Below are 20006 nucleotides of genomic sequence, written 5' to 3' on the forward strand. Positions count from 1 at the left end.
GTGTAACCGGGAACAACCCGGCTTTCCCTGCGCGATGGGTTACGGCTTATACGTGCTCTCCCCGGCGAGACTGGGCTGTTTTGTCACCGCTTTCGCAAAGATGCTTGCGCACGCTTCACGAGAGGACACCTGCCACCAGGGCGTCAGGCCTGCACGATTTCGCCGTCCGCCACATGCGCTCTCGTCAGCCACGCATGCAACGTCCACCGCATCCCACCACCACGTTCGTGACGATCGCGAGCGCCCCTCGAGCGGGTGAGACGGGAAACTCTATACACTGATCTGACGTTACGATAAACCGAAATATTTTTGCGTGAGAGGCTTGCGCCGTCGGGCAAATCAGTGCTTGGCAGGTGAGGGACGCACTAGCGCGAGGGTTCCCTCCCCCCTTGCGGGGGAGGGTTAGGGAGAGGGGTGCCACACGCCGTACACTCTCCGTACGCATTGCGAAGACAAGCGATGAAAGATTGAAGGAGCGATGCACTCATCGACCATCTCGACCGGGCCCCCCCTCTCCCCACCCTCTCCCGCAAGGGGAGAGGGAGCCTGAGATACGTGCTCACCTGACGCACGATACGGAGGGAGGCATCTTCGCTATTTCGACCGCGCCACCGCCGTGCCGTCCCATTCCGCGTCGGTGGGATTGGCGAGCTGGTGCTGACAGCGGGCAATCATCAGCGTGGACGCGGCGTCGCCGCCGCGCAGCGCCGACGTCTTCTCGAACGCCGAGATCGCCGCGGTGAAATCGCCGGCGCGCCAGGCGGCGAGGCCGGCCTCGTAGGACTGCACCCAATCGGGCGATGCCGCGCCCTCCTCCGCCAGGCCGAGCAGCTCATAGATCTGCAGGCCGCCGGCGCGGCCGTAGACTGCGAGGCGGTCGAGCTCGCGCACGGCGATGCGACTTCCGGCGAGGCGCCGCGTCGCCTCGCCGATGATGATGGTCGAGCCATAGGTCTTGTTGGTGCTCTCGAGCCGGCTTGCGATGTTCACGGCATCGCCGATCACGGTGTAGTTCAGCCGCACCTCCGAGCCGATATTGCCGACCAGCATGTCGCCGGAGTTGATGCCGATGCGGATCCTGACCGCCTCGCCCGTGTCGTCGACCAGGCCGGCGTCCGCGACTGCGCGCTGGCAGGCGAGCGCCGCGCGGCAGCAATCCAGCGCATGATCGGGGTCGGCCGCGGGCGCGCCCCAGAACGCCATCACCGCATCGCCGATGAACTTGTCGATGGTGCCGCCGTCATTCTGGATCGCCGCCGAGACGCCGTCGAAATAGCGCGACAACAGCGGGATGATGCGGTCGCCCATCCGCTCCGACATGCCGGTGAAGCCGGCAAGATCGATGAACATCACGCTCATCGGCCGCACCGCGCCGCCGAGCCGCGCGCCATTGCCGTCGCTGACCAGCCGCCGGACCAGATCGGCGGGGATGTATTTGCGGAACGCGGCGAGCCCCTGCGCCATGTCGCCGATCGCGCTGGAGAGGTTCTCGATCTCCGCGAGATGCGACGGATACCGCGCGACCTTGTCGAGGTCGAAGCGCTCGACATGCCTGATCTCGCCGACCACCTTGATCAGGGGCTGGGCGATCAGGCGCTGCGCCAGCCAGGCCGACAGCAGCCCGGCGCCCACGATCAGCACGGCAAGCCCGATCAGGAGATTGCGGATCGTCATCTTCACCGGGCCCAGGAATTCGGATTCCGGAACCACCGTCACCAGCGACCATCCGGGGAACGAGATCGGCGTCAGCACGGCCTGATAGGCCAGGCCATCACGCGTGACCTGGGAGCGGAACACCTCGCCGTCACCGGGATTGTAGGCCGGGCCCGCCTGCCTGATGGCGTCGACCGCGACCGGCAGCAGCGGATGGTCGGTCTTCAGCGCGGTGATCTCATCGGCATTCGGATCGGGCGAGGCGATCACGCCGCCGTCGCGATCGAGCAGGAACGCGCCGGCGGACTTGCCGACCGTGAGTTGCGACAGGAAGTTCGAGACCCGCGTCAGCTCGATGATGATCGCGAGCACGCCGGTGCGCTTGCCGTCGACGTCGATCGGCACCGCCAGCATCGCCGCCAGCCGCTCGCCGCGGGGCAGCGTGGTCAGCGTCGACCAGTGCTCGTTATTGGCCGCGATCGCATCGCGGAACCAGGGCTGGTCGGTGACGAGGTACTTGCTGTCCTCGACCTTGCTGCTCCTGAGCTTGATATCGTCGCCGGCATAGTCGTACTGGTCGTCCCTGAGCTTGCGGTCGGGCGTGATCGTCAGCATCTCGACGCCGGACTCGCCGAGCTTGTGGCCGGCGAAGAATGCGCCGTCCGGCCAGCCGAACGCGACCCAGGAGATGGTCGGCTGCGATTGCAGCTGCGACAGGAACACGAATTCCCGCTTCCTTGGGTCGTGGGCGTCCAGCACCTTCTCGGTCAGCAGCGTCCGCACCGCCGTCATCGAGGAGCGCGCTTCCGTCGTGATCGATTGCAGCTCGTCGTCGACCGCGGAGACGATCTGGTCGTTGATGGTGTTGGCCAGCGTCTGGCTCACCATTTGTGCGGTGCGCCACCAGAGCAGATGCACGCCGACGGCGCTGACCACGATCGAGGTCAGCACGAGGGCGGAGATGGCGCTGCGGATGCCGATACGCATCGGGAGGGTCCGGATTTCCAGGTTTCCTAACCGCACTACGGAACATATCTGCGTTTGTTTCACCAGCCGGTCCGTTGGACGGCGCCCGGACACGGGCCTGTGACCATAGTTGAAGACGGAGACGACGAAACTTCTGGATTGTTGGCTGCGTACACGCCAAGACAGAGCAGATATCCTCAAAGGTCCATTGATGCACGACGTCTCGATCCCGGCAGCCCTGATCGCCGGTCTTGTCAGCTTCCTGTCGCCCTGCGTGCTGCCGCTGGTGCCGCCCTATCTGATCTACCTGACCGGCGCGACCATCGAGCAGGTCAACCAGGACGGCGCGACCGCAGCGTCCAAGCGCGCTGTGATGGCTGCGGCGCTGATGTTCGTGCTCGGCTTCTCCACCGTGTTCGTCGCGCTCGGCGCCAGCGCGTCCCTGGTCGGCGCCCTGGTGCGCGCCTGGTCGGCCCAGCTCTCGATCCTGGCCGGCGTCGTCATCATCATCATGGGCCTGCACTTCCTCGGCGTGACCCGGATCGGCCTCCTGATGCGCGAGGGACGGATGACGGCGCCGAAGCCGGTCGGGCTGTGGGGCGCCTATGTTATGGGACTTGCGTTCGCCTTCGGCTGGACGCCGTGCATCGGCCCGATCCTGGCGGCGATCTTGTCGATCGCGGCGGCCGAAGCGACCGTGACCCACGGCGCCGCCCTGCTCGCGGTCTATTCGGCTGGACTCGGCATCCCGTTCCTGCTCGCGGCCTTCATGATCAAGCATTTCTCCTCGCTGTTCGCGCGGATGAAGCACCATCTCGACACGGTCGAGCGGGTGATGGGCGTGCTGATGGTGATCACCGGAATCGGCTTCCTCACCGGCGCCGTGTCCAGCGTCAGCATCTGGCTGCTGGATACCTTCCCGGCGCTGCAAAATATCGGCTAGGCTCGCGTAACAAGCGGGCCGCATCAATCGAAACTCCTGCCAGGACGCCGCCGTATCTTTCGGTTCGTGCCTTTGCGCGTTCGCGCTGAACGCCGGCCGCGTCGCGAGATGTTCGGGAGGGGTTTCGCATGAATTTCATCATCAACCTGCTGATTCTGCTGCCGGCGCGGATCGCCTCCTATTTCGCCTGGGCCGGCCCCCTGATCATGCGGATCATCGTCGGCTACACCTTCATGCTCGCCGGCTGGGGCAAGCTCACCAACCTCGCGCAGGTGACCCAGAACTTCGTCGAGTGGGGCATCCCCTTCCCCAACATCCTCACCCCCTTCGTATCAGGCGTCGAATGCTTCGGCGGCATCATGCTGATCCTCGGCCTGTTCACCCGCATTCCCGCCGCGATGCTCGCGGTGGTGATGATCGTCGCGATCAAGTCGGCGAAATGGGGCGACGTCGATTCGCTGGAGACGCTGCTCGGCTTCGAGGAGGCGACCTATTTCGCCGCCTTCATGTGGCTGGCAATTGCCGGTCCCGGCGACGCCTCGCTGGATCGCCTGCTGGTCAATGCGTCAGGGCATCCGAAGGAATCGACATAAGACCGCACCTCACATTCCCGTGACATCGCGAGCCGCGAGCGCAGGCAGCGCGTAGCTCACCGCAATCACGCGATCTTCGGGGGTTGTCATGAAGCTTGTCCGCACCGTCGCCGTCCTCGCTGCGCTCTCGGCGTCATCGGCGCTGGCGGCTGACGGGCCGGCTTGGCGCAACTGGAGCGGCGACCTGTTCGCGCGCGCCGCGTCGGAAAACCGCTTCGTCATCCTCGATCTCGAGGCGGTGTGGTGCCATTGGTGCCACGTGATGGAGACGACGACCTACGCCGACCCCGCGGTGCAGCAACTGCTGGCCGCAAAATACATTCCCGTCCGTGTCGACCAGGACGCCAATCCCGATCTGTCGAGCCGCTACGGCGACTGGGGCTGGCCCGCGACCATCGTGTTCGCCGCCGACGGCACCGAGATCGCGAAGATCAGGGGCTATATCGAGCCGGAACGGATGCAGGCGCTGCTCAAGGCCGTGATCGACGATCCTTCGCCGGGCCCCTCCGTCGGCGAGGCCTTCGAGATCAAGCCCGCGACGTCGGCCTTCCTCTCGAAGCAACAGCGCACCGGGTTGACAAAGGCTGTCGACGAATCCTGGGACGACAAGCTCGGCGGCTGGGGCGAGAACCAGAAATATATCGACGCCGACAGCCTCGACCTCTCGATCTCGCACGCCGAGGTCGGCGACGCTCAGGGCGCGACGCGCGCGCGGCAGACGCTCGATGCGGCGATCGCGCTGATCGATCCGGTCTGGGGCGGCGTGTTCCAGTATTCGGAGGCAGGCTCGTGGAGCCATCCGCATTTCGAGAAGATCATGTCGTTCCAGTCGCAATATCTGCGGCAGTACAGCCAGGCCTATGCAAGATGGAAGGACGCCAGATATCTCGCGGCCGCGCGCGCCATCGAAGGCTACCTCACGGCATTCCTGCTGAGCCCGGATGGCGCCTTCCACGTCAGCCAGGACGCCGATCTCAGCCGCGAGGTCGACGGCCACGAATATTACGCGTTGCCTGACGCCGAGCGCCGCAAGCTCGGCCTGCCCCGCATCGACACCAACCTCTATGCGCGCGAGAACGGCTGGGCGATCTCGGGCCTTGCGGCCTACTACGATGTCACCAACGATCCGAGGGTTCTGGCGATCGCGGAGCGCGCGGCACGATGGGTGCTCGCCAACCGCGCGCGGCCGGACGGCGGCTTCAGTCATGGTGTCAACGATCGCGGCGGCCCGTTCCTCGGCGATACCGTGGCGATGGGGCAGGCCCTGCTCGACCTCTACGCCGCGACCGGCAATCGCGACTGGCTGACGGCGGCGATGAAGGCCGGCGATTCAGTCGCAGGCTTCCGCGACGAGGCCGGCGGTTTCGTCACCTCGAAGATTTCGGAAGGGTCATCGGGCGTGTTCGCGAGGCCGGCGAAACTGATCGACGACCAGGTCCAGGTCGCACGCTTCATGAACATGCTCAACCGCTACGACGGCAACGCTGGTCACCGCGACCAGGCTGCGCACGCGATGCGCTATCTCAGCGCAGCGTCATCAGACATGGCGCGTCCGCTGCCGGGCGTGCTGCTCGCCGACGAGGAACTCGCGGTCGAGCCGACCCACATCACGATCGTCGGGCACAAGGACGACAGCCGCGCCCGGGCCCTGCACGCGATCGCCCGCGCCCTGCCTGCCCGCTACAAGCGGCTCGAATGGCTCGATCTGCGCGAAGGCAAGCTGCCCAACGCCGACGTCGAATACCCCGATCTCGGCGAGCCCGCGGCGTTCGCCTGCTCGAACCGCATCTGCTCGTTCCCCGCTTTCGATGCCGGGGAGTTGCAGGCCAATGTCGAGCAGATGGCCAGGCTGATGCCCGCTGGTGCCGCGCAGAACTGATCCTGGTCAGGCGTTTGTGCGACGCAGCGCGGGCCGCGCCTCGCGCAATGAAATACTCAGGGCATCGTGCGGCTCAACATGGATGGAATGTCCGACGATCAAGAACAAAATTTTCTTTGCAGCCTCTGTAACCAATTCACCCTACGTCCCGTAACTGTCCCCGGATGAGCATTCATATCGCGGCAGCACTGCCCCGGCAGCGCCGCTGCGCGGTGATTGATTGTCCGGCTGTCCATTCTCTGTGCCGCCTGTGATCGCGTGGTCACCGGACGCTCACGGCATGTCTTTTGTTGTCACACAATCATCGAGGAGATCGTCATGAAGCTCAATTCCAAGTCCGGTGCGACGCTCGCAGCTGCTGCCGCCACCCTGTTCCTCGCCGGCGCCGTGGTCTCGACCACATCGACACAGGCGAACGCGGCCATGGGCAAGTGCATGGCCGGCAACGCCTGCAAGGGTCAAAGCGCCTGCAAGGGCGGCGCCAATGCCTGCAAGGGCCTCAATGCCTGCAAGGGCACCGGCTTCTCGATGACGACCGAGAAGAAGTGCGTCGCGGCCGGCGGCTCCTACGTCAAGGGCTGATCGTCCCGCATTTGAGGCAAAGGCCCGGCGTCACCGCCGGGCCTTCGTGCATCCGATGGCCTCAAAAAAACTCGCTTGCCGGTGTAACCAGAGCCGGTCGTTCCCGTATCTAGTCGTTGGGTGCAGCCTTCGGCCGCTGGTGTTGCGGCTGGCGCACCTTCAACCATCGTCCACAAGGAGACGCTCATGAAGGTTACGACCAAGTCCGGAGCCGCACTTGCCGCCGCTGCAGCCACTCTCTTCCTGGCGGGCGCTGTCGTGTCGACCTCGTCCTACGCCGCCGGCGAAGGCAAGTGCATCGGCGCCAACGCCTGCAAGGGCCAGAGCGCCTGCAAGGGCGGCAACCATTCCTGCAAGGGCCAGAACGCCTGCAAGGGCCAGGGCTTCTCGGCCATGACCAAGGACCAGTGCACCGCCGCCAAGGGCAAGTACGAGCCGGCCTGAGCCGAATCGGGTCACGCGGGCCCGGTGTAGGCCGGGCCCCGTTTCCATGATAGTTTCAGTGCGTGCCGTTATCGCGGCGCCAGTAGCGCGGAGACGCCATGAACGTCGCAAGCCGATTGCCCGCTTCCCCGACGGCGCATGCGGAGCGGCCGCAGCAATCGGCCAGGCCGCCCTTCCTCGGTTTCGGCCTCGGCCTGCGCGCACAGCATTACGACGATATCCTCAACGGCAATCCGCCGATCGACTGGTTCGAGGTGATCAGCGAGAACTACATGCTGCCCGGCGGCCAGCCGCTGCGCATCCTCGACAGGATCTGCGAGCGCTACCCCGTGGTGATGCACGGCGTCTCGCTGTCGATCGCCTCCACCGCGCCGCCGAATTTCGAGTATCTGCAGGCCCTGAAGGATCTCGCCAGGCGCGTGCAGCCGAAATGGGTGTCGGACCATCTGTGCTGGACCGGCGTGCACGGCAAGAATCTGCACGATCTGCTGCCGATCCCCTACACCGGGGAGGCGCTCGACCATGTCGTCGGCCGCGTGCAGCTGGTGCAGGATTTTCTCGGCCGCGCCATCGTGCTCGAGAACGTCTCGACCTATGTGCAGTTCAACAATTCCGAGATGACCGAATGGGAGTTCCTCTCCGAGCTGTCGCGCCGCTCGGGCTGCTGGCTGTTGTTCGACATCAACAACGTCTATGTCAGCGCCTTCAACCACGGCTACGATCCACTGGCCTTCCTCAACGGCATTCCCGCCGATCGCGTGGTGCAATTCCACATGGCCGGCCACAGCCACATGGGCACCCACATCATCGACACCCATGACCATCCGGTGTGCGAGGACGTCTGGGACCTCTATGTCGCGGCGCTGAAGCGGTTCGGCCGGGTCTCCACCATGATCGAGCGCGACGACAACATCCCGCCGCTCGACGAGCTGATGGTCGAGGTCAACAGGACCCGCGAGATCGCGGACAGGGTGCTGCCCTCGGGCGCGCTTTCGCGATGAGCGACTTCGCGCGGCAGCAGAGCGAATTCCAGCGCGGCATCCTGGCCGGCGACGATGCGATCCTGGCCGAAATCCTCGACAGCCCCAGGGAGACGCGCGCGACCCTGTTCGGCGTGTATCGCCATGCCTACGGTTCGCGGCTGGTCGAGGCCATGCGCAACGATCACGAGCTGCTGCACCGCTATCTCGGCGACAACACGTTCGACGAGATGGGGCACGCCTATGTCAAGGCGCGGCCGTCGGAGCATCCCAACCTGCGCTGGTTCTCGCAGGGCTTGCCGGATTTCCTGCGGTCCAGCGAGCCCTACAGCAATCACCCCGTGCTGGCCGACCTCGCCGCGCTGGAGCAGGCGCTGAACGACGCCTTCGATGCGCCGGAAGGCGCGGTGCTGGCGCTGGAGGCGATGGCCGGCTTTGCCCCCGAACGATGGAACGGCCTCGTGTTCACGCCGCATCCGAGCGCGCGGCGGATCGAACTGTCGACCAACGCCGCCGCGATCTGGATGGCGCTGAAGGACGAGGAGACTCCGCCTGAGGCGGAAACGCTCACCGAGCCGTCCCGCCTGCTGATCTGGCGCCAGGACACCACGCCGATGTTCCGCGAGCTGCCGGTCGAGGAAGCCATGATGTGGGACGAGGCCGGCAACGGCATTCCGTTCGGCGTGCTCTGCGAGATGCTTGCGACCTATGACGATCCAGATGGCGCCGCGGCGCGCGGCGCGACCTATCTGCACGGCTGGATCATGGCAGGACTTCTGACGGCAGCGTCCGTCCACCCATAAGGGACCCGCGGCATGGGCGCAGGTCACGACAGCCATTTCATCGCGCGCCTCGCCTGGGACGCGGTCGCGCGGCGGGTTGCGGCAGGCAGCCCGGCGATCCTGCCGATCGGCGCGGCGGCCAAGCAGCACGGCTTCCATCTCCCGCTCGACACCGATCGCCGGCAGGCCGAATGGTTCGCAGCTGAAATCGCCGAGCGCATCGATGCGCTGATCTGGCCGACCGTGACTTACGGATACTATCCCGCCTTCGTCGAATATCCCGGCAGCACCAGCCTGTCGTCATCGACCTTCGAGGCTGTCATCCACGAGATCGCCAGCGGGATCCTCGATGCCGGCTGCACCACGCTGTTCGTGCTCAACACCGGCATCAGCACCGAAGCCCCGGTCGAACGGGCCCTGATCCGGCTGGATACATGGAAGGTCCACCATCTGCGCGCCTATGGCGGTCCGCGCTACATCAGCGCCGCCGAGACGCTGAGCCGGCAGAGCCATGGCAGCCATGCCGACGAGCTGGAGACCTCGCTGATGCTGGCGATCGCCCCTGACATGGTCGACATGGCGCGCGCCGAGGCCAGCCCCGCGATGGTGCGTGAGGTGCCCGGCCGCCTGACGCCGACGGACACGCGCTCGCCGAACTTCAGCCGCTCCGGCAGCTATGGCGATCCGACGCTGGCGACTGCGGCCAAGGGCGAGGTGCTGCTGACGGCGCTGCTCGACGACCTGCACAAGCAGGCGGCCGCTGCCATGGACGCGTCGCGATGAGGGGCATCTCGACATATCGCCTGATCGCGGCGGCAATGCTGATCGCGGTCGTGCTGCTCGCCATCTCGTCCTGCCATGTCGTGGCACAGTCCGAGTTCATGCGCGCCGGCGGCATGCCCTACGACGCCTTCGACAAGCTGCCGAAGACTGATCTCGAGATCGGAGGCGCAACCATCCATGTCGGCTTCGCGCCCGGCGAGATGGCATTGCCGAAGGAGACGATTCTCGACTGGGTGAAGACTTCCGCGCGCGCCGTCTCGACCTATTACGGACATTTCCCGGTGCAGTCGCTGCGCCTGCTGCTGGTGCCGGTCGACGGCCCGCGGGTGCGCGGCGGCACCACCTGGGGCTATCGCGGCGCCGCGATCCGCGTGCTGATCGGTCGCTCGTCCAGCGACGACGATCTCAGGCGCGACTGGGTGATGGTGCACGAGATGGTGCACACCGCCCTGCCCGACCTCGACGACCGCTACGCCTGGCTCTCCGAGGGCCTCGCGGTCTATATCGAGCCGGTGGCTCGCGTGCAGGCCGGCGACCTCACCGCGCGCGAGATCTGGCAGGCGATGGTGCGCGACATGCCGAAGGGCCTGCCGCAGGCCGGCGACGAAGGGCTCGACAACACCGACACCTGGGGCCGCAAATATTGGGGCGGCGCGATGTTCTGCCTGCTGGCCGACATCGAGATCCGCAAGCGGACCGGCAACAGGCTCGGGCTGCAGGATGCAATGCGCGGCGTGCTGGCCGCGGGCGGCAATCACGAGAAGGACTGGCCGATCGCGCGCGTGCTCTCGACCGCCGACAAGTCCGTCGGCGTCGACGTGCTGGAGCACCTGCACGACGAGATGGGGCCAAAGCCGGTGACGCCGGATCTCGCCGCGCTGTGGCGCGACCTCGGCGTGAGGATGCAGGGCGAGACGGTCGATTTTGACGACGGCGCGCCGCTGGCCGCGATCCGCAAGGCGATCACCGAACCGCGGTCGCGATAGAACTTCGCGGCGGCACGGGCGCAACTCTGCTGGCTTTTGTCCGCGCGATGGCGGACTATTTCCGCCCCCCGCAGGCACCAGGAGAGATTCGCAGGCGATGGCCAATGATCATGCACCGCACGCCGGCTGGCCGATCTTCCGCTCGCTCGCGAACTTTCAGCCGGGCAACCTGCCGGGCGACCTGATCGCAGGCCTCACGCTTGCCGCGATCGCGATCCCCGAGCAGATGGCGACCGCGCGGCTCGGCGGCTTCTCGCCGCAGATCGGTTTTTTCGCCTTCATGGCGGGATCGCTCGGCTTTGCGATGTTCGGCGCCAACCGCTTCCTGTCCTGCGGCGCGGATTCCACGATCACGCCGATCTTCGCCGGCGGGCTGGCGCTGATGGCGACGGCAGGCACACCGGACTATCAGTCGCTCGCGATGGCACTGGCGCTATTGGTCGGCGCGATCATGGTGGCCGGCAGCCTGTTCAAGCTCGGCTGGATCGCGAACCTGCTGTCGACGCCGGTAACCGTCGGCTTCCTTGCCGGCATCTCCGTGCACATCCTGGTCTCGCAGCTATCAGGCGTGCTCGGCCTCGCATCGCCGGACGGGCCGACGCTCTACAAGCTCGGCGTTCTCGCAAGCGAGTTCGACAAGGCCAACCCCTACACGCTGGTGATCGGTCTCGGCGTGCTGGCGCTGGTCGCCGGCTGCGAGAAGATCAGCGCGCGGATTCCGGGCGCGCTGATCGGCCTGGTCGCGGCCACCATCGCGGTCATCGCCGGCCATCTGGAAGCCAAGGGCGTCAAGGTGGTCGGCACGGTGCCGGGGACACTGCCGACGCCGTCGCTTCCCGACATCGCGCCGGAGCGATGGGTCAAGCTGTCGTCGCTGGCGATCCTGATCGCCGTCGTCGTGATGGTGCAGACTGCGGCGACGACGCGCTCGTTCCTGTCCGATCCCGACAAGCCCGCCGACGTCGACCGCGACTTCCTGGGCGCCGGCGCCGGCAGCCTCATCGCCGGCCTGTTCGGCGCATTCCCGGTCAATGCCTCGCCGCCGCGTACGGGCATCGTATCGGAGACCGGCGGCCGGACGCAGGTCGCGGGCCTGTTCGCTGCGGCGATCGTGCTGGCGCTGCTCGCCTTCGGCGCCACGCTGTTGCAGCACGTGCCGGATGCCGCGCTCGGCGGCGTGCTGCTGTTCGTGGCACTGCGCATCATCCGCGCCAGGCAGATCGCGATGATCTTCCGCCAGTCATTCTACGAATTCCTGCTGGTGGTGGCGACAGCCGCCGCGATCATCGTGCTGCCGATCGAGCAAGGCGTCGCCGTCGGCATCGCGCTGTCGCTGCTGCACGGCATCTGGACCACGACGCGCGGCCGCCTGGTGCAATTCGTCCAGGTGCGCGGCACCACGATCTGGTGGCCGGCGGGCCGCAACGTTGCCGCCGAACCAAGACCGGACATCGCCGTGGTCGGCCTGCAGGCGCCGCTGTCCTTCCTCAACGCCGCGAGCTTCCACAGCGACGTGCTCAAGGTGGTATCGGCCTCGACGCCGAAGCCGAAACTGCTGGTGATCGAGGCCAGCGGCGTGGTCGAGATCGATTTCACCGCCGCGCAGGCCCTGCACGATCTGTTCCGCGAGTGCCGCGACAACGGCGTGACGGTGGCGATCGCGCGGCTGGAATCGACCCGCGCGCAGGACGCCTTCGAGCGCTTCGGGCTCTACGAGATTCTGCCAAGGGACCACGTCTTCCACAGCGTCTACGAAGCGGTGCACGCGCTGGGCGGGCAGGCATAGACAGTGTGTTTCAGAAACAGAGCGGACGTGCCCCGCCCGCCTGACTTGACGATTTAGTACGGTCGTACTAATCTTAGTACATGCGTACTAAGATCAAATCTGCTCCCGCAGAGAACCGGTCGTTGGCCGAGGCTGCTCGCCGCTCGCAGATCATCGATTGTGCGATCGACGCCATCGCCGAGATGGGGTTTGCCAAGGCCTCGGTTGATCAGATCGCCAGGCTGGCTGGCGTCAGCAAGGGCGTCATCACCTATCACTTCCCGAACAAGCAGGAGATTGTGGACGCAATCATCGAGAAGGTGATGGCCGCGGGCCGCGCCCATATGGAGCCGCGCATCATGGCCGAGACGTCGGCGGCCGGACGATTGCGCGCCTATATCGAATCCGATCTGGAATTCATCAACGCCCAACGCAAGCCACTGATCGCCCTCGTCGAGATTGCGATGAGTGCGCGCCGTGCCGACGGTAGCCTGGTCATCGGTCCCGACTCGCTCGCCCAGCGCGCCGCGAACCTCGAAGAGCTGTTGCGCGCCGGTCAGCGGTCCGGTGAATTCCGCCGTTTCAACACGCGCGTGATGGCGCTGACAATCATCCGGGCCATCGACGGCGTACCGCCCTTGTTGGCGCGAGAACCCCACCTTGACGTCAAGCTGCACGCGAAGGAGTTGGCAACGATATTCGCCCTCGCCACCCGGAAGCAATCATGACGACCCCGTCCGCCGCGCTCCATGCCCAGCTTCGGCCCGTGATTCGCGCACAATGGATCAATCTCGGACTTTGCGTGGCGCTCCTTTCGGTGGCCTTCGCTTTACGGCATGGCATTTCGCCGGCGGTCTGGATCCGCTCGACAATTATCCTGGCTGTAAGCCTGTTCATGTTGTTGTGCGGCAATGAGATGCGCCGCGGCCGGCGTTGGGCCTATGTGCGCGCGAAGTGGATTGCGGCCCTTGGCAGCATCGGCTTTGTCGGCGTCGCGGTGCTGCCCGGCCCATTTCCCGCCTGGATGCGCATCGAACAGGGCGCCCAGGCACTGGTGTTCCTGGCGCTCACCTGGATGATGACGCGGCCCGCGCTTGCGTTGTTCTTTCCGCGCGTCAAAGCCCCGATCCATTCCGGCACGGTCAATCCTGTCGCCGACGCGAGCGCTCGCGATGCGAGCTTCGACTATCTGCGCGCCTTCATCGTCCTCCTCGTGCTGCTGCATCATTCGGTGCTGGCATATGCGGTGATGTGGCCGGCGCAACCGAGCACGTTCAACATCTTGCCTGCGCCGATCGTTGATTCCCAGCGCTGGGCCGGGTTTGACCTCCTCGCCGTCTTCAACGACACGTTCTTCATGGCGCTGATGTTCCTGCTCTCAGGCCTTTTCGTTTGGCCAGGCCTCGCGCGCAAGGGAAGCGCGAGGTTCCTGCGCGATCGATTCTTGCGACTGGGCGTCCCCTTCGCAGTCGCCGCGGGAATCCTGATGCCGCTTGCTTACTATCCATCCTATGCGGTCACCGGCGCCGATCCAGGCCTCCTCGCCTATGCTCGCGCCTGGTCATCGCTCGGTTTTTGGCCGGGCGGGCCCACCTGGTTCATCGGGCTGCTGCTCGTCTTCGATGTGGTCGCAGCCGGAGCTTTCATGCTGTGGCATCGCTGGACGGCGAATACGAAGGCTGCGCTGCATGTCGGCCCATATGGCTCCCCGACTGCCTTCGTTGCCATACTCCTTGTCGTGTCAGCGCTGGTCTATGTCCCAATGGAATTGGTGTTCGGTGCGGACCGCTGGCTCGCACTCGGTCCCTTTTCGCTTCAAGCCAGCCGTCCGTTGCTCTATGCGACCTATTTTCTGGTCGGGTTGGGGATCGGCGCCGCCGGCACAGAGGGCGGCTTTCTTGCGCGCAATGCCGGGTTGGCGCAGCGATGGCCGATCTGGGTTTCAGCCGGGCTTGCCGCCTATGCGTTACGGCTCGCCATCATCATTATGCTCGTCCTGCCGGCAGTTCGCGCTCATCAGCCCTTGCCTCTCACCGTGCGCCTTCTCAGTGACCTCACGGTGGTCCTGTGCTGCGGCACAATCAGCTTTGCCTTCATCGCGCTCTTCCGTCGGTTCGCCATCGCGCATCACCCGGTCTTCGACAGCCTCAGCGCCAGTTCCTACGGCATGTACCTCATTCACTACCCGGTCGTCGTCTGGCTTCAGTTCGCGCTGCTTGCGGTCGCGGCAGGTCCACTGGCCAAGGGCTGCCTGGTTTTTGTCGGCTCGGTCGGCCTGAGCTGGGGAATGGTTGTGGCGCTCCGCCGCATTCCGGTGATCGCGCGACTGCTCTGACCTATTCGAGGAGCTCGGCGTCATGCCTCGATGGGTGATCGCATCGGTTTTTGGAGTGTTGGCTTTGGCTGCGGTGGGGCATCTACTCGGCTTTGTCCACCGGGATCACCCGGGGCGAGGTCTGGCAGTATGAGGCTGACCGCAACCCGGTTGGCTTCTTCATGGTTGTGCTCGGCAAATTCCTCGTCCTCTGCTTCTGTATTGCCATCGTCCTCCACGCGGCCGGCATTTTGGCCATGAACCCAGTTGCGGAAATCAAGCGGATGCTTCCATGGTTGCCGGACCGCCATTTCTAAATCGATGCCGGCCACAACGTTCGCTCTCGAAGGCAAAGCGAACGGCACCTTGATCGAGCCCGCGAGGTACAGCGCGCGCACCGTCTCGATGTTTTTCACCTTCATTACGACCTCAGGCGGAACATCTCTCCGCCGAGTGACGACGCAGTAACGCTTCGATTGAGGCGACGGCGTGGTACCCCCTTAAGCTGTGGCCGCGCCGGGCGCCAAACGGCCACCATCACATAACCGTCACATCACTGACATGTACCCGTAGTCCAAATGTCACGTCCCATAGGCCGCGAATTGCATTTCAAAGAGAAAATTTATGAGCGATGTGGCGTACCCCGGTTCGATCGAGCCTGCTCTAGGGAGAGGCCCTGATCTCGAAAAAGGCTTTCATCCTCTGACGGGTATCATCTACCTGGGGGTGATCGGTGCCGCACTCCTGTTCGTCGCATACAGCATCTACGCCGATGTCGATGCCACCGGCATAGGGAAAACCTCCTATCTGGCATTCCTGCTGCTGTTCGTCGCGCTGCTGATCGCGCTCGGCTTCGAATTCGTCAATGGCTTCCATGACACGGCCAACGCGGTCGCTACCGTCATATACACGCGCTCGATGCCGGCCCATGTCGCCGTCATCTGGTCGGGCATGTTCAATCTCATCGGGGTTCTTCTCTCGAGCGGCGCAGTCGCCTTCGGCATCGTTTCGTTGCTGCCGGTCGAGCTGATCCTTCAGGTCGGCAGCAGCGCCGGATTCGCGATGGTGTTTGCGCTGTTGATCGCGGCCATCATCTGGAACGTGGGCACCTGGTATTTCGGGTTGCCGGCTTCGAGCTCGCACACCCTGATCGGATCGATCATGGGCGTCGGCATCACCAACGCGCTGATGCACGGCCGGGATGGTACCTCGGGCGTGGACTGGTCCCAGGCGGTCAACATCGCCAAGGCCCTCCTTCTGTCTCCGCTGTTCGGCTTTGCGCTCGCGGCGATTCTGCTCTATGGGCTCAAAACCATTCTCCTGCGCGCGACTCCGGCGCTTTTTGCCGAGCCAAAGGGCAACCAGCCCCCTCCATGGTGGATTCGAGGCATCCTGATCCTCACATGCACGCTGGTCAGCTTTTTCCACGAGTCCAATGACGGTCAAAAGGGCATGGGCCTCATCATGCTCATCCTGATCGGTACGGTACCGACAGCCTACGCGCTCAATCGTTCCATGCCGGCCAGCCAGATCCAGCAGTTCAGCAGCAACTCGGCTGCCGCGAGCAAAGTCATCGAGAGCAAGAGCGCTGACCACCATATCGCCGGCAACCCACGCCCGGCGGTGACCAATTACATCGCGCTTCGTCAGCTCGACGAGAATACCTATCCGTCGCTGGCAGTACTTATGCACGAGATCAGCAACGAGGTCACACAATACGGATCGCTCGCGAAGTTTCCGGCTGACACTGTCGGCAACACGCGCAACGACATGTACCTGGTTTCCGAGGCCCTCCGCTTCCTCACCAAGAGCGGCGAGAGCGGGCTCAGCGGCAGCGATGTTGCGACGCTCAACAGCTACAAGGGATCGCTGGACAACGCGACCAAGTTCATCCCGAGCTGGGTGAAGGTCGCGGTCGCGATTGCCCTCGGGCTCGGCACGATGGTCGGCTGGAAGCGAATCGTGGTGACCGTCGGCGAGAAGATCGGCAAGACGCATTTGACCTACGCCCAGGGCGCCTGCGCCGAAATCACCGCGGCTGCGACGATAGCGGCGGCGGACGGATACGGCCTGCCGGTGTCGACGACGCACGTCCTGTCATCCGGTATCGCAGGCACCATGACGGCCAGCGGGTCGGGGCTGCAATGGTCAACGATCCGCAATATCGCAATGGCCTGGGTCTTGACCCTGCCGGTCGCCATGCTGATTTCGGGCGCGCTGTACTTCGTCTTTGCCCACCTGTTTTAACCCATCGCAAGCGTCCGCCCTTCGCGGCACGGGAGTTGGTAATGGCGGCCGATGCAGGCTTTAGCGTCTTGACGGGGAACAGTGTCGAGACACGCAGCGTAAGAGCAGGCGACGTGATCTTTCGCGAGGGGGCGCCAGCCAACGAGCTCTTTGTCATCAAGAGCGGCCATGTGCGCATTCAGGTCGGCAACAAGGCCATCGCCGAGCTTTCGGCGGACAATATCTTTGGTGAAATGGCGCTGATCGACAGCGAGCCAAGGAGCGCGACGGCCATAGCCGTCACCGACGTCGAGCTCGTGCCCATCTCGGAAAAGCAATTTCTCTTCCTCGTCAGTCAAACACCCTATTTCGCCCTCAAGGTCATGAGGACGCTCGCCCAGCGACTGCGGGTCATGAACAAGGGCTTCGCCTGACGGCTCCTCGCCCTGGCCCATCCTCCGGCGTCGGGTGCTCCTTCAGCATCCGGCCTTGATCGAGCCCGCTAGGCCGCCGGGACGATCTTTCCGGGATTGAAGATGTTCTGCGGATCCAGCGCACGCTTCAGCGCCCGCATCGCGTCGAGCGCCTCCGGTCCCAGCTCGGCCTTCAGGTATTTCTGCTTGCCCTGGCCGATGCCGTGCTCGCCGGTGCAGGTGCCGCCCATCGCTTGCGCGCGCTCGACCAGGCGGTGCATGAATTCCTCGCCGCGCGCCATCTCGTCCTTGTCCTCGACGTCGCAGAGCAGCGAGCAGTGGAAATTGCCGTCGCCGACATGGCCGACGATCGGCGACAGCAGATTGAGCCGCTTCAGATCATCCTCGGTCTCGGTGACGCAGTCCGCCAGCCGCGAGATCGGCACGCAGACGTCGGTGGCGACGACGCCGACGCTGGCGCCGGGGCGGATCGCCTTCACCGACCAGTAGGCATCGTGTCGCGCCTGCCACAGCTTGGTGCGGTCTTCGGGCTTGGTGGTCCAGCTGAAGTCGCCGCCGCCGCATTCGGCGGCGATGTCGCGGAAGTTCTTCGACTGCTCGGCGACCTCGACCTCGCTGCCGTGGAATTCCAGCAACAGCAGCGGCGTCTCGGGCAAGGACAGCTTCGAGTAGCTGTTGCAGGCCTTCACCTGCTCGGCATTGAGCAGCTCGATGCGCGCGACCGGGATGCCGGTCTGGATCGCGAGGATCGTGGCCTGGCAGGCGCCGCGCACGGTCTCGAACGAGCACGCCGCCGCCGCGATCGTGTCCGGGATGCCGCGCAGGCGGATGGTGAGCTCGGAGATGATGCCGAGCGTTCCCTCCGCGCCGACGAACAGATGCGTGAGATCGTAGCCGGCCGAGGACTTCTTGGCCCGCGTGCCCGTGGTGATGATCTCGCCGTCGCCGCGCACCACCTTCAGCGCCAGCACGTTCTCGCGCATGGTGCCGTAGCGCACCGCGTTGGTGCCGGAGGCGCGGGTCGAGGTCATGCCACCGAGCGAAGCGTCGGCGCCGGGATCGATCGGGAAGAACAAGCCCTGGTCGCGCAGATATTCGTTCAGCGCCTTGCGGGTCACGCCGGGCTGGATCACGCAATCGAGGTCCTCGGCATGGACTTCAAGCACCTTGTTCATGTCGCGCAAATCGATGCAGACGCCGCCGGCCGGCGCGTTGACCTGGCCTTCCAGCGAGGTTCCGGTGCCGAACGCGATCACGGGCACACCGTGCCTGGCACAGATCCGCACCACGTCCTGGATATCGGCAGTTTCCTGCGCCATCACCACGGCGTCCGGCGGCTGGGCCGCCAGCCATGTGGTGGTATGGGCGTGCTGCTCGCGCACCGCCTGCGAGGTGACGAGCCGGTTGCCGAACCGCGCCGCCAGCGCGTCGATCGCGCTCTTCAGCGCCTGCGGTTCGGGTCGCGTCAAATTGCTCGAAATCGTCGTCGCCACGGCAAAATTCCTCCCGGATTTAGCCGACCGTGACAAAGCTTGTATAAGGGGTCAAGAGAGCAAGACTCGAAAAACAGGCACGCGCGCGTCGGAAAGGCTCATGCTCGAAACGGCCGCAAATCGGGATGGATCATGACCTCAGAGACATCGGCCAGGGAGACGCCGCTTCCCCCTGCCCCGTTCAAATCCTCGGTGATGCAGATCGACCCGCAATGGATCGATTACAACGGCCATCTCAACATGGCCTACTACAATGTGATGTTCGATCGCGCCATCGACGAGATGTGGCTGCAGATCGGAATCGGCCCGGCCTACATGAAGGAGCGACACTGCTCGACCTTCACGGCCGAATGCCACGTCCGCTATTTGCAGGAGATCCATCTCGGCGATCCCGTGCAGGTCTCGGTCTATCTGCTCGGCGCCGACGAGAAGCGGCTGCACACGTTCGAGGAGCTGCGCCATGCCACCGAGGGCTGGCTGTCGGCGACCTCGGAGAACCTCACGCTGCACATCGACATGCAGGCGCGCAAGGTAGCGCCGTTTCCGCCTGATATCCGCGCCCGCGCACAGGCGATCGTCGGGAGCTACGCGTCGGTAGCACGGCCCAACGGCATCGGCCGCAACGTGGCGATGCCCTCGAAGTGAATCCTCCAGCGCAGGCTCGCTGCATCTCTCCCGCTTGCGCTGCGGGAGGGAACCCAATTCCGATGCCACCAAGAGGCGACCAGCTAGACGCGCGTGCGGCCGCGCGCCAATCCGATCACCGCCGACACCAGGAACAGGATGATTGCGATGAAGAAGATCGCCTTGGCGATTTCGATGGATGCGCCGGCGATGCCGCCGAAGCCCAGAACGCCGGCGATGAGCGCGATGACCAGGAACGTGACGACCCAGCTCAGCATGATGAAACCCTCTGTGTTTTCGCTTCACTCCCTGCGCGGCCTGTCGCCAGCGCCGTGTCTGCTGGGACAATCCGGCGGCGAAAAGCAGGTTCCGGGCCGCAAAACAGCGAAATTTTCGCTCGCTTCAGGAACCGGGTCGGCGCCAAGCCGCCGGCGAATCCGTTCCCGCATGGCTCGATAAAACCTGTCAAAACGGCCGATGAGGCCCTATATGGCCTGCAATCCCTGCTAAGAAGGCTCCCTTTCACCGTCCCGCGGTGCCATCGTGGGCCCAAAACGAT

19 protein-coding genes are annotated in these 20006 nt (G+C 64.9%); 15 read left to right on the forward strand and 4 right to left on the reverse strand.

Translation table 11 applies throughout. The features are described from left to right. Window positions 1-594: 594 nt before the first annotated feature. Window positions 595-2640 (reverse strand): adenylate/guanylate cyclase domain-containing protein, encoded by a 2046-nt coding sequence (locus tag JQ586_RS32310; RefSeq protein ID WP_212398686.1) that lies wholly within the window; start codon window positions 2638-2640, stop codon window positions 595-597. Window positions 2641-2830: 190 nt separating this feature from the next. Here JQ586_RS32310 and JQ586_RS32315 point away from each other — a divergent pair, with 190 nt between their 5' ends. The 12 genes from JQ586_RS32315 (at window position 2831) to JQ586_RS32370 (ending at window position 14691) form a co-directional block, all read left to right on the forward strand. Then, window positions 2831-3562, forward strand: a complete 732-nt coding sequence (locus JQ586_RS32315; RefSeq protein ID WP_212398687.1) for a cytochrome c biogenesis CcdA family protein — start codon at window positions 2831-2833, stop codon at window positions 3560-3562. Between the two features lie 128 nt (window positions 3563-3690). Further along, the gene (locus JQ586_RS32320; protein ID WP_212398688.1) at window positions 3691-4155 is read left to right on the forward strand and encodes a DoxX family protein; all 465 of its coding nucleotides are present in this window, start codon (window positions 3691-3693) and stop codon (window positions 4153-4155) included. A gap of 88 nt (window positions 4156-4243) precedes the next feature. Further along, window positions 4244-6034, forward strand: coding sequence for a thioredoxin domain-containing protein (locus tag JQ586_RS32325; RefSeq protein WP_212398689.1), 1791 nt, complete (start codon window positions 4244-4246; stop codon window positions 6032-6034). Between the two features lie 318 nt (window positions 6035-6352). Next, window positions 6353-6616, forward strand: a complete 264-nt coding sequence (locus JQ586_RS32330) for a hypothetical protein (protein WP_212398690.1) — start codon at window positions 6353-6355, stop codon at window positions 6614-6616. A 186-nt stretch (window positions 6617-6802) separates the two neighbouring features. Continuing rightward, window positions 6803-7060: a hypothetical protein gene (locus JQ586_RS32335; protein ID WP_212398691.1), complete on the forward strand. Its 258-nt coding sequence runs from the start codon at window positions 6803-6805 to the stop codon at window positions 7058-7060. A 98-nt stretch (window positions 7061-7158) separates the two neighbouring features. Then, window positions 7159-8061 carry a DUF692 domain-containing protein gene (locus JQ586_RS32340; protein ID WP_212398692.1) on the forward strand — a complete coding sequence of 301 codons (903 nt, stop codon included), beginning with the start codon at window positions 7159-7161 and terminating at the stop codon, window positions 8059-8061. Continuing rightward, window positions 8058-8843, forward strand: coding sequence for a DNA-binding domain-containing protein (locus JQ586_RS32345; protein WP_212398693.1), 786 nt, complete (start codon window positions 8058-8060; stop codon window positions 8841-8843). Before JQ586_RS32340 ends, JQ586_RS32345 begins: the two co-directional genes overlap by 4 nt. Window positions 8844-8855: 12 nt before the next feature. Next, window positions 8856-9605: a creatininase family protein gene (locus JQ586_RS32350; protein ID WP_212398694.1), complete on the forward strand. Its 750-nt coding sequence runs from the start codon at window positions 8856-8858 to the stop codon at window positions 9603-9605. Next, window positions 9602-10591 carry a hypothetical protein gene (locus tag JQ586_RS32355; protein ID WP_249148487.1) on the forward strand — a complete coding sequence of 330 codons (990 nt, stop codon included), beginning with the start codon at window positions 9602-9604 and terminating at the stop codon, window positions 10589-10591. Before JQ586_RS32350 ends, JQ586_RS32355 begins: the two co-directional genes overlap by 4 nt. A 97-nt stretch (window positions 10592-10688) precedes the next feature. Continuing rightward, complete coding sequence (locus JQ586_RS32360) at window positions 10689-12377, forward strand: SulP family inorganic anion transporter (RefSeq protein WP_212398695.1); 1689 nt, start codon at window positions 10689-10691, stop codon at window positions 12375-12377. An 80-nt stretch (window positions 12378-12457) separates the two neighbouring features. After that, window positions 12458-13084, forward strand: a complete 627-nt coding sequence (locus JQ586_RS32365) for a TetR/AcrR family transcriptional regulator (protein WP_283815506.1) — start codon at window positions 12458-12460, stop codon at window positions 13082-13084. Further along, window positions 13081-14691, forward strand: coding sequence for an acyltransferase (locus tag JQ586_RS32370; RefSeq protein WP_212398697.1), 1611 nt, complete (start codon window positions 13081-13083; stop codon window positions 14689-14691). Before JQ586_RS32365 ends, JQ586_RS32370 begins: the two co-directional genes overlap by 4 nt. 20 nt (window positions 14692-14711) lie before the next feature. Here JQ586_RS32370 and JQ586_RS32375 read toward each other — a convergent pair whose 3' ends face one another. After that, window positions 14712-15092 carry a hypothetical protein gene (locus tag JQ586_RS32375; protein ID WP_212398698.1) on the reverse strand — a complete coding sequence of 127 codons (381 nt, stop codon included), beginning with the start codon at window positions 15090-15092 and terminating at the stop codon, window positions 14712-14714. Window positions 15093-15294: 202 nt separating this feature from the next. Between JQ586_RS32375 and JQ586_RS32380 the strand changes: the two genes are divergently transcribed. Together JQ586_RS32380 and JQ586_RS32385 are read left to right on the forward strand one after the other, a co-directional pair. Further along, window positions 15295-16917 (forward strand): inorganic phosphate transporter, encoded by a 1623-nt coding sequence (locus tag JQ586_RS32380; protein WP_212398699.1) that lies wholly within the window; start codon window positions 15295-15297, stop codon window positions 16915-16917. Window positions 16918-16958: 41 nt separating this feature from the next. Further along, window positions 16959-17330, forward strand: a complete 372-nt coding sequence (locus JQ586_RS32385; protein WP_212398700.1) for a Crp/Fnr family transcriptional regulator — start codon at window positions 16959-16961, stop codon at window positions 17328-17330. Between the two features lie 68 nt (window positions 17331-17398). On the opposite strand, the gene JQ586_RS32390 is transcribed toward JQ586_RS32385, so the two are convergent. Then, entirely contained in the window at window positions 17399-18823 is a 1425-nt protein-coding gene (locus JQ586_RS32390) for an FAD-binding oxidoreductase (RefSeq protein ID WP_212398701.1), read from the reverse strand. 132 nt (window positions 18824-18955) lie between these two features. Between JQ586_RS32390 and JQ586_RS32395 the strand changes: the two genes are divergently transcribed. Continuing rightward, window positions 18956-19468, forward strand: coding sequence for a thioesterase family protein (locus tag JQ586_RS32395; protein ID WP_212398702.1), 513 nt, complete (start codon window positions 18956-18958; stop codon window positions 19466-19468). Between the two features lie 83 nt (window positions 19469-19551). Here JQ586_RS32395 and JQ586_RS32400 read toward each other — a convergent pair whose 3' ends face one another. Then, window positions 19552-19725 carry a DUF1328 domain-containing protein gene (locus JQ586_RS32400; RefSeq protein WP_212398703.1) on the reverse strand — a complete coding sequence of 58 codons (174 nt, stop codon included), beginning with the start codon at window positions 19723-19725 and terminating at the stop codon, window positions 19552-19554. Between the last annotated feature and the right edge of the window lie 281 nt (window positions 19726-20006).

The sequence above is a fragment of the Bradyrhizobium jicamae genome, from assembly GCF_018130215.1.
GTDB classification, from domain to species: domain Bacteria; phylum Pseudomonadota; class Alphaproteobacteria; order Rhizobiales; family Xanthobacteraceae; genus Bradyrhizobium; species Bradyrhizobium jicamae_A.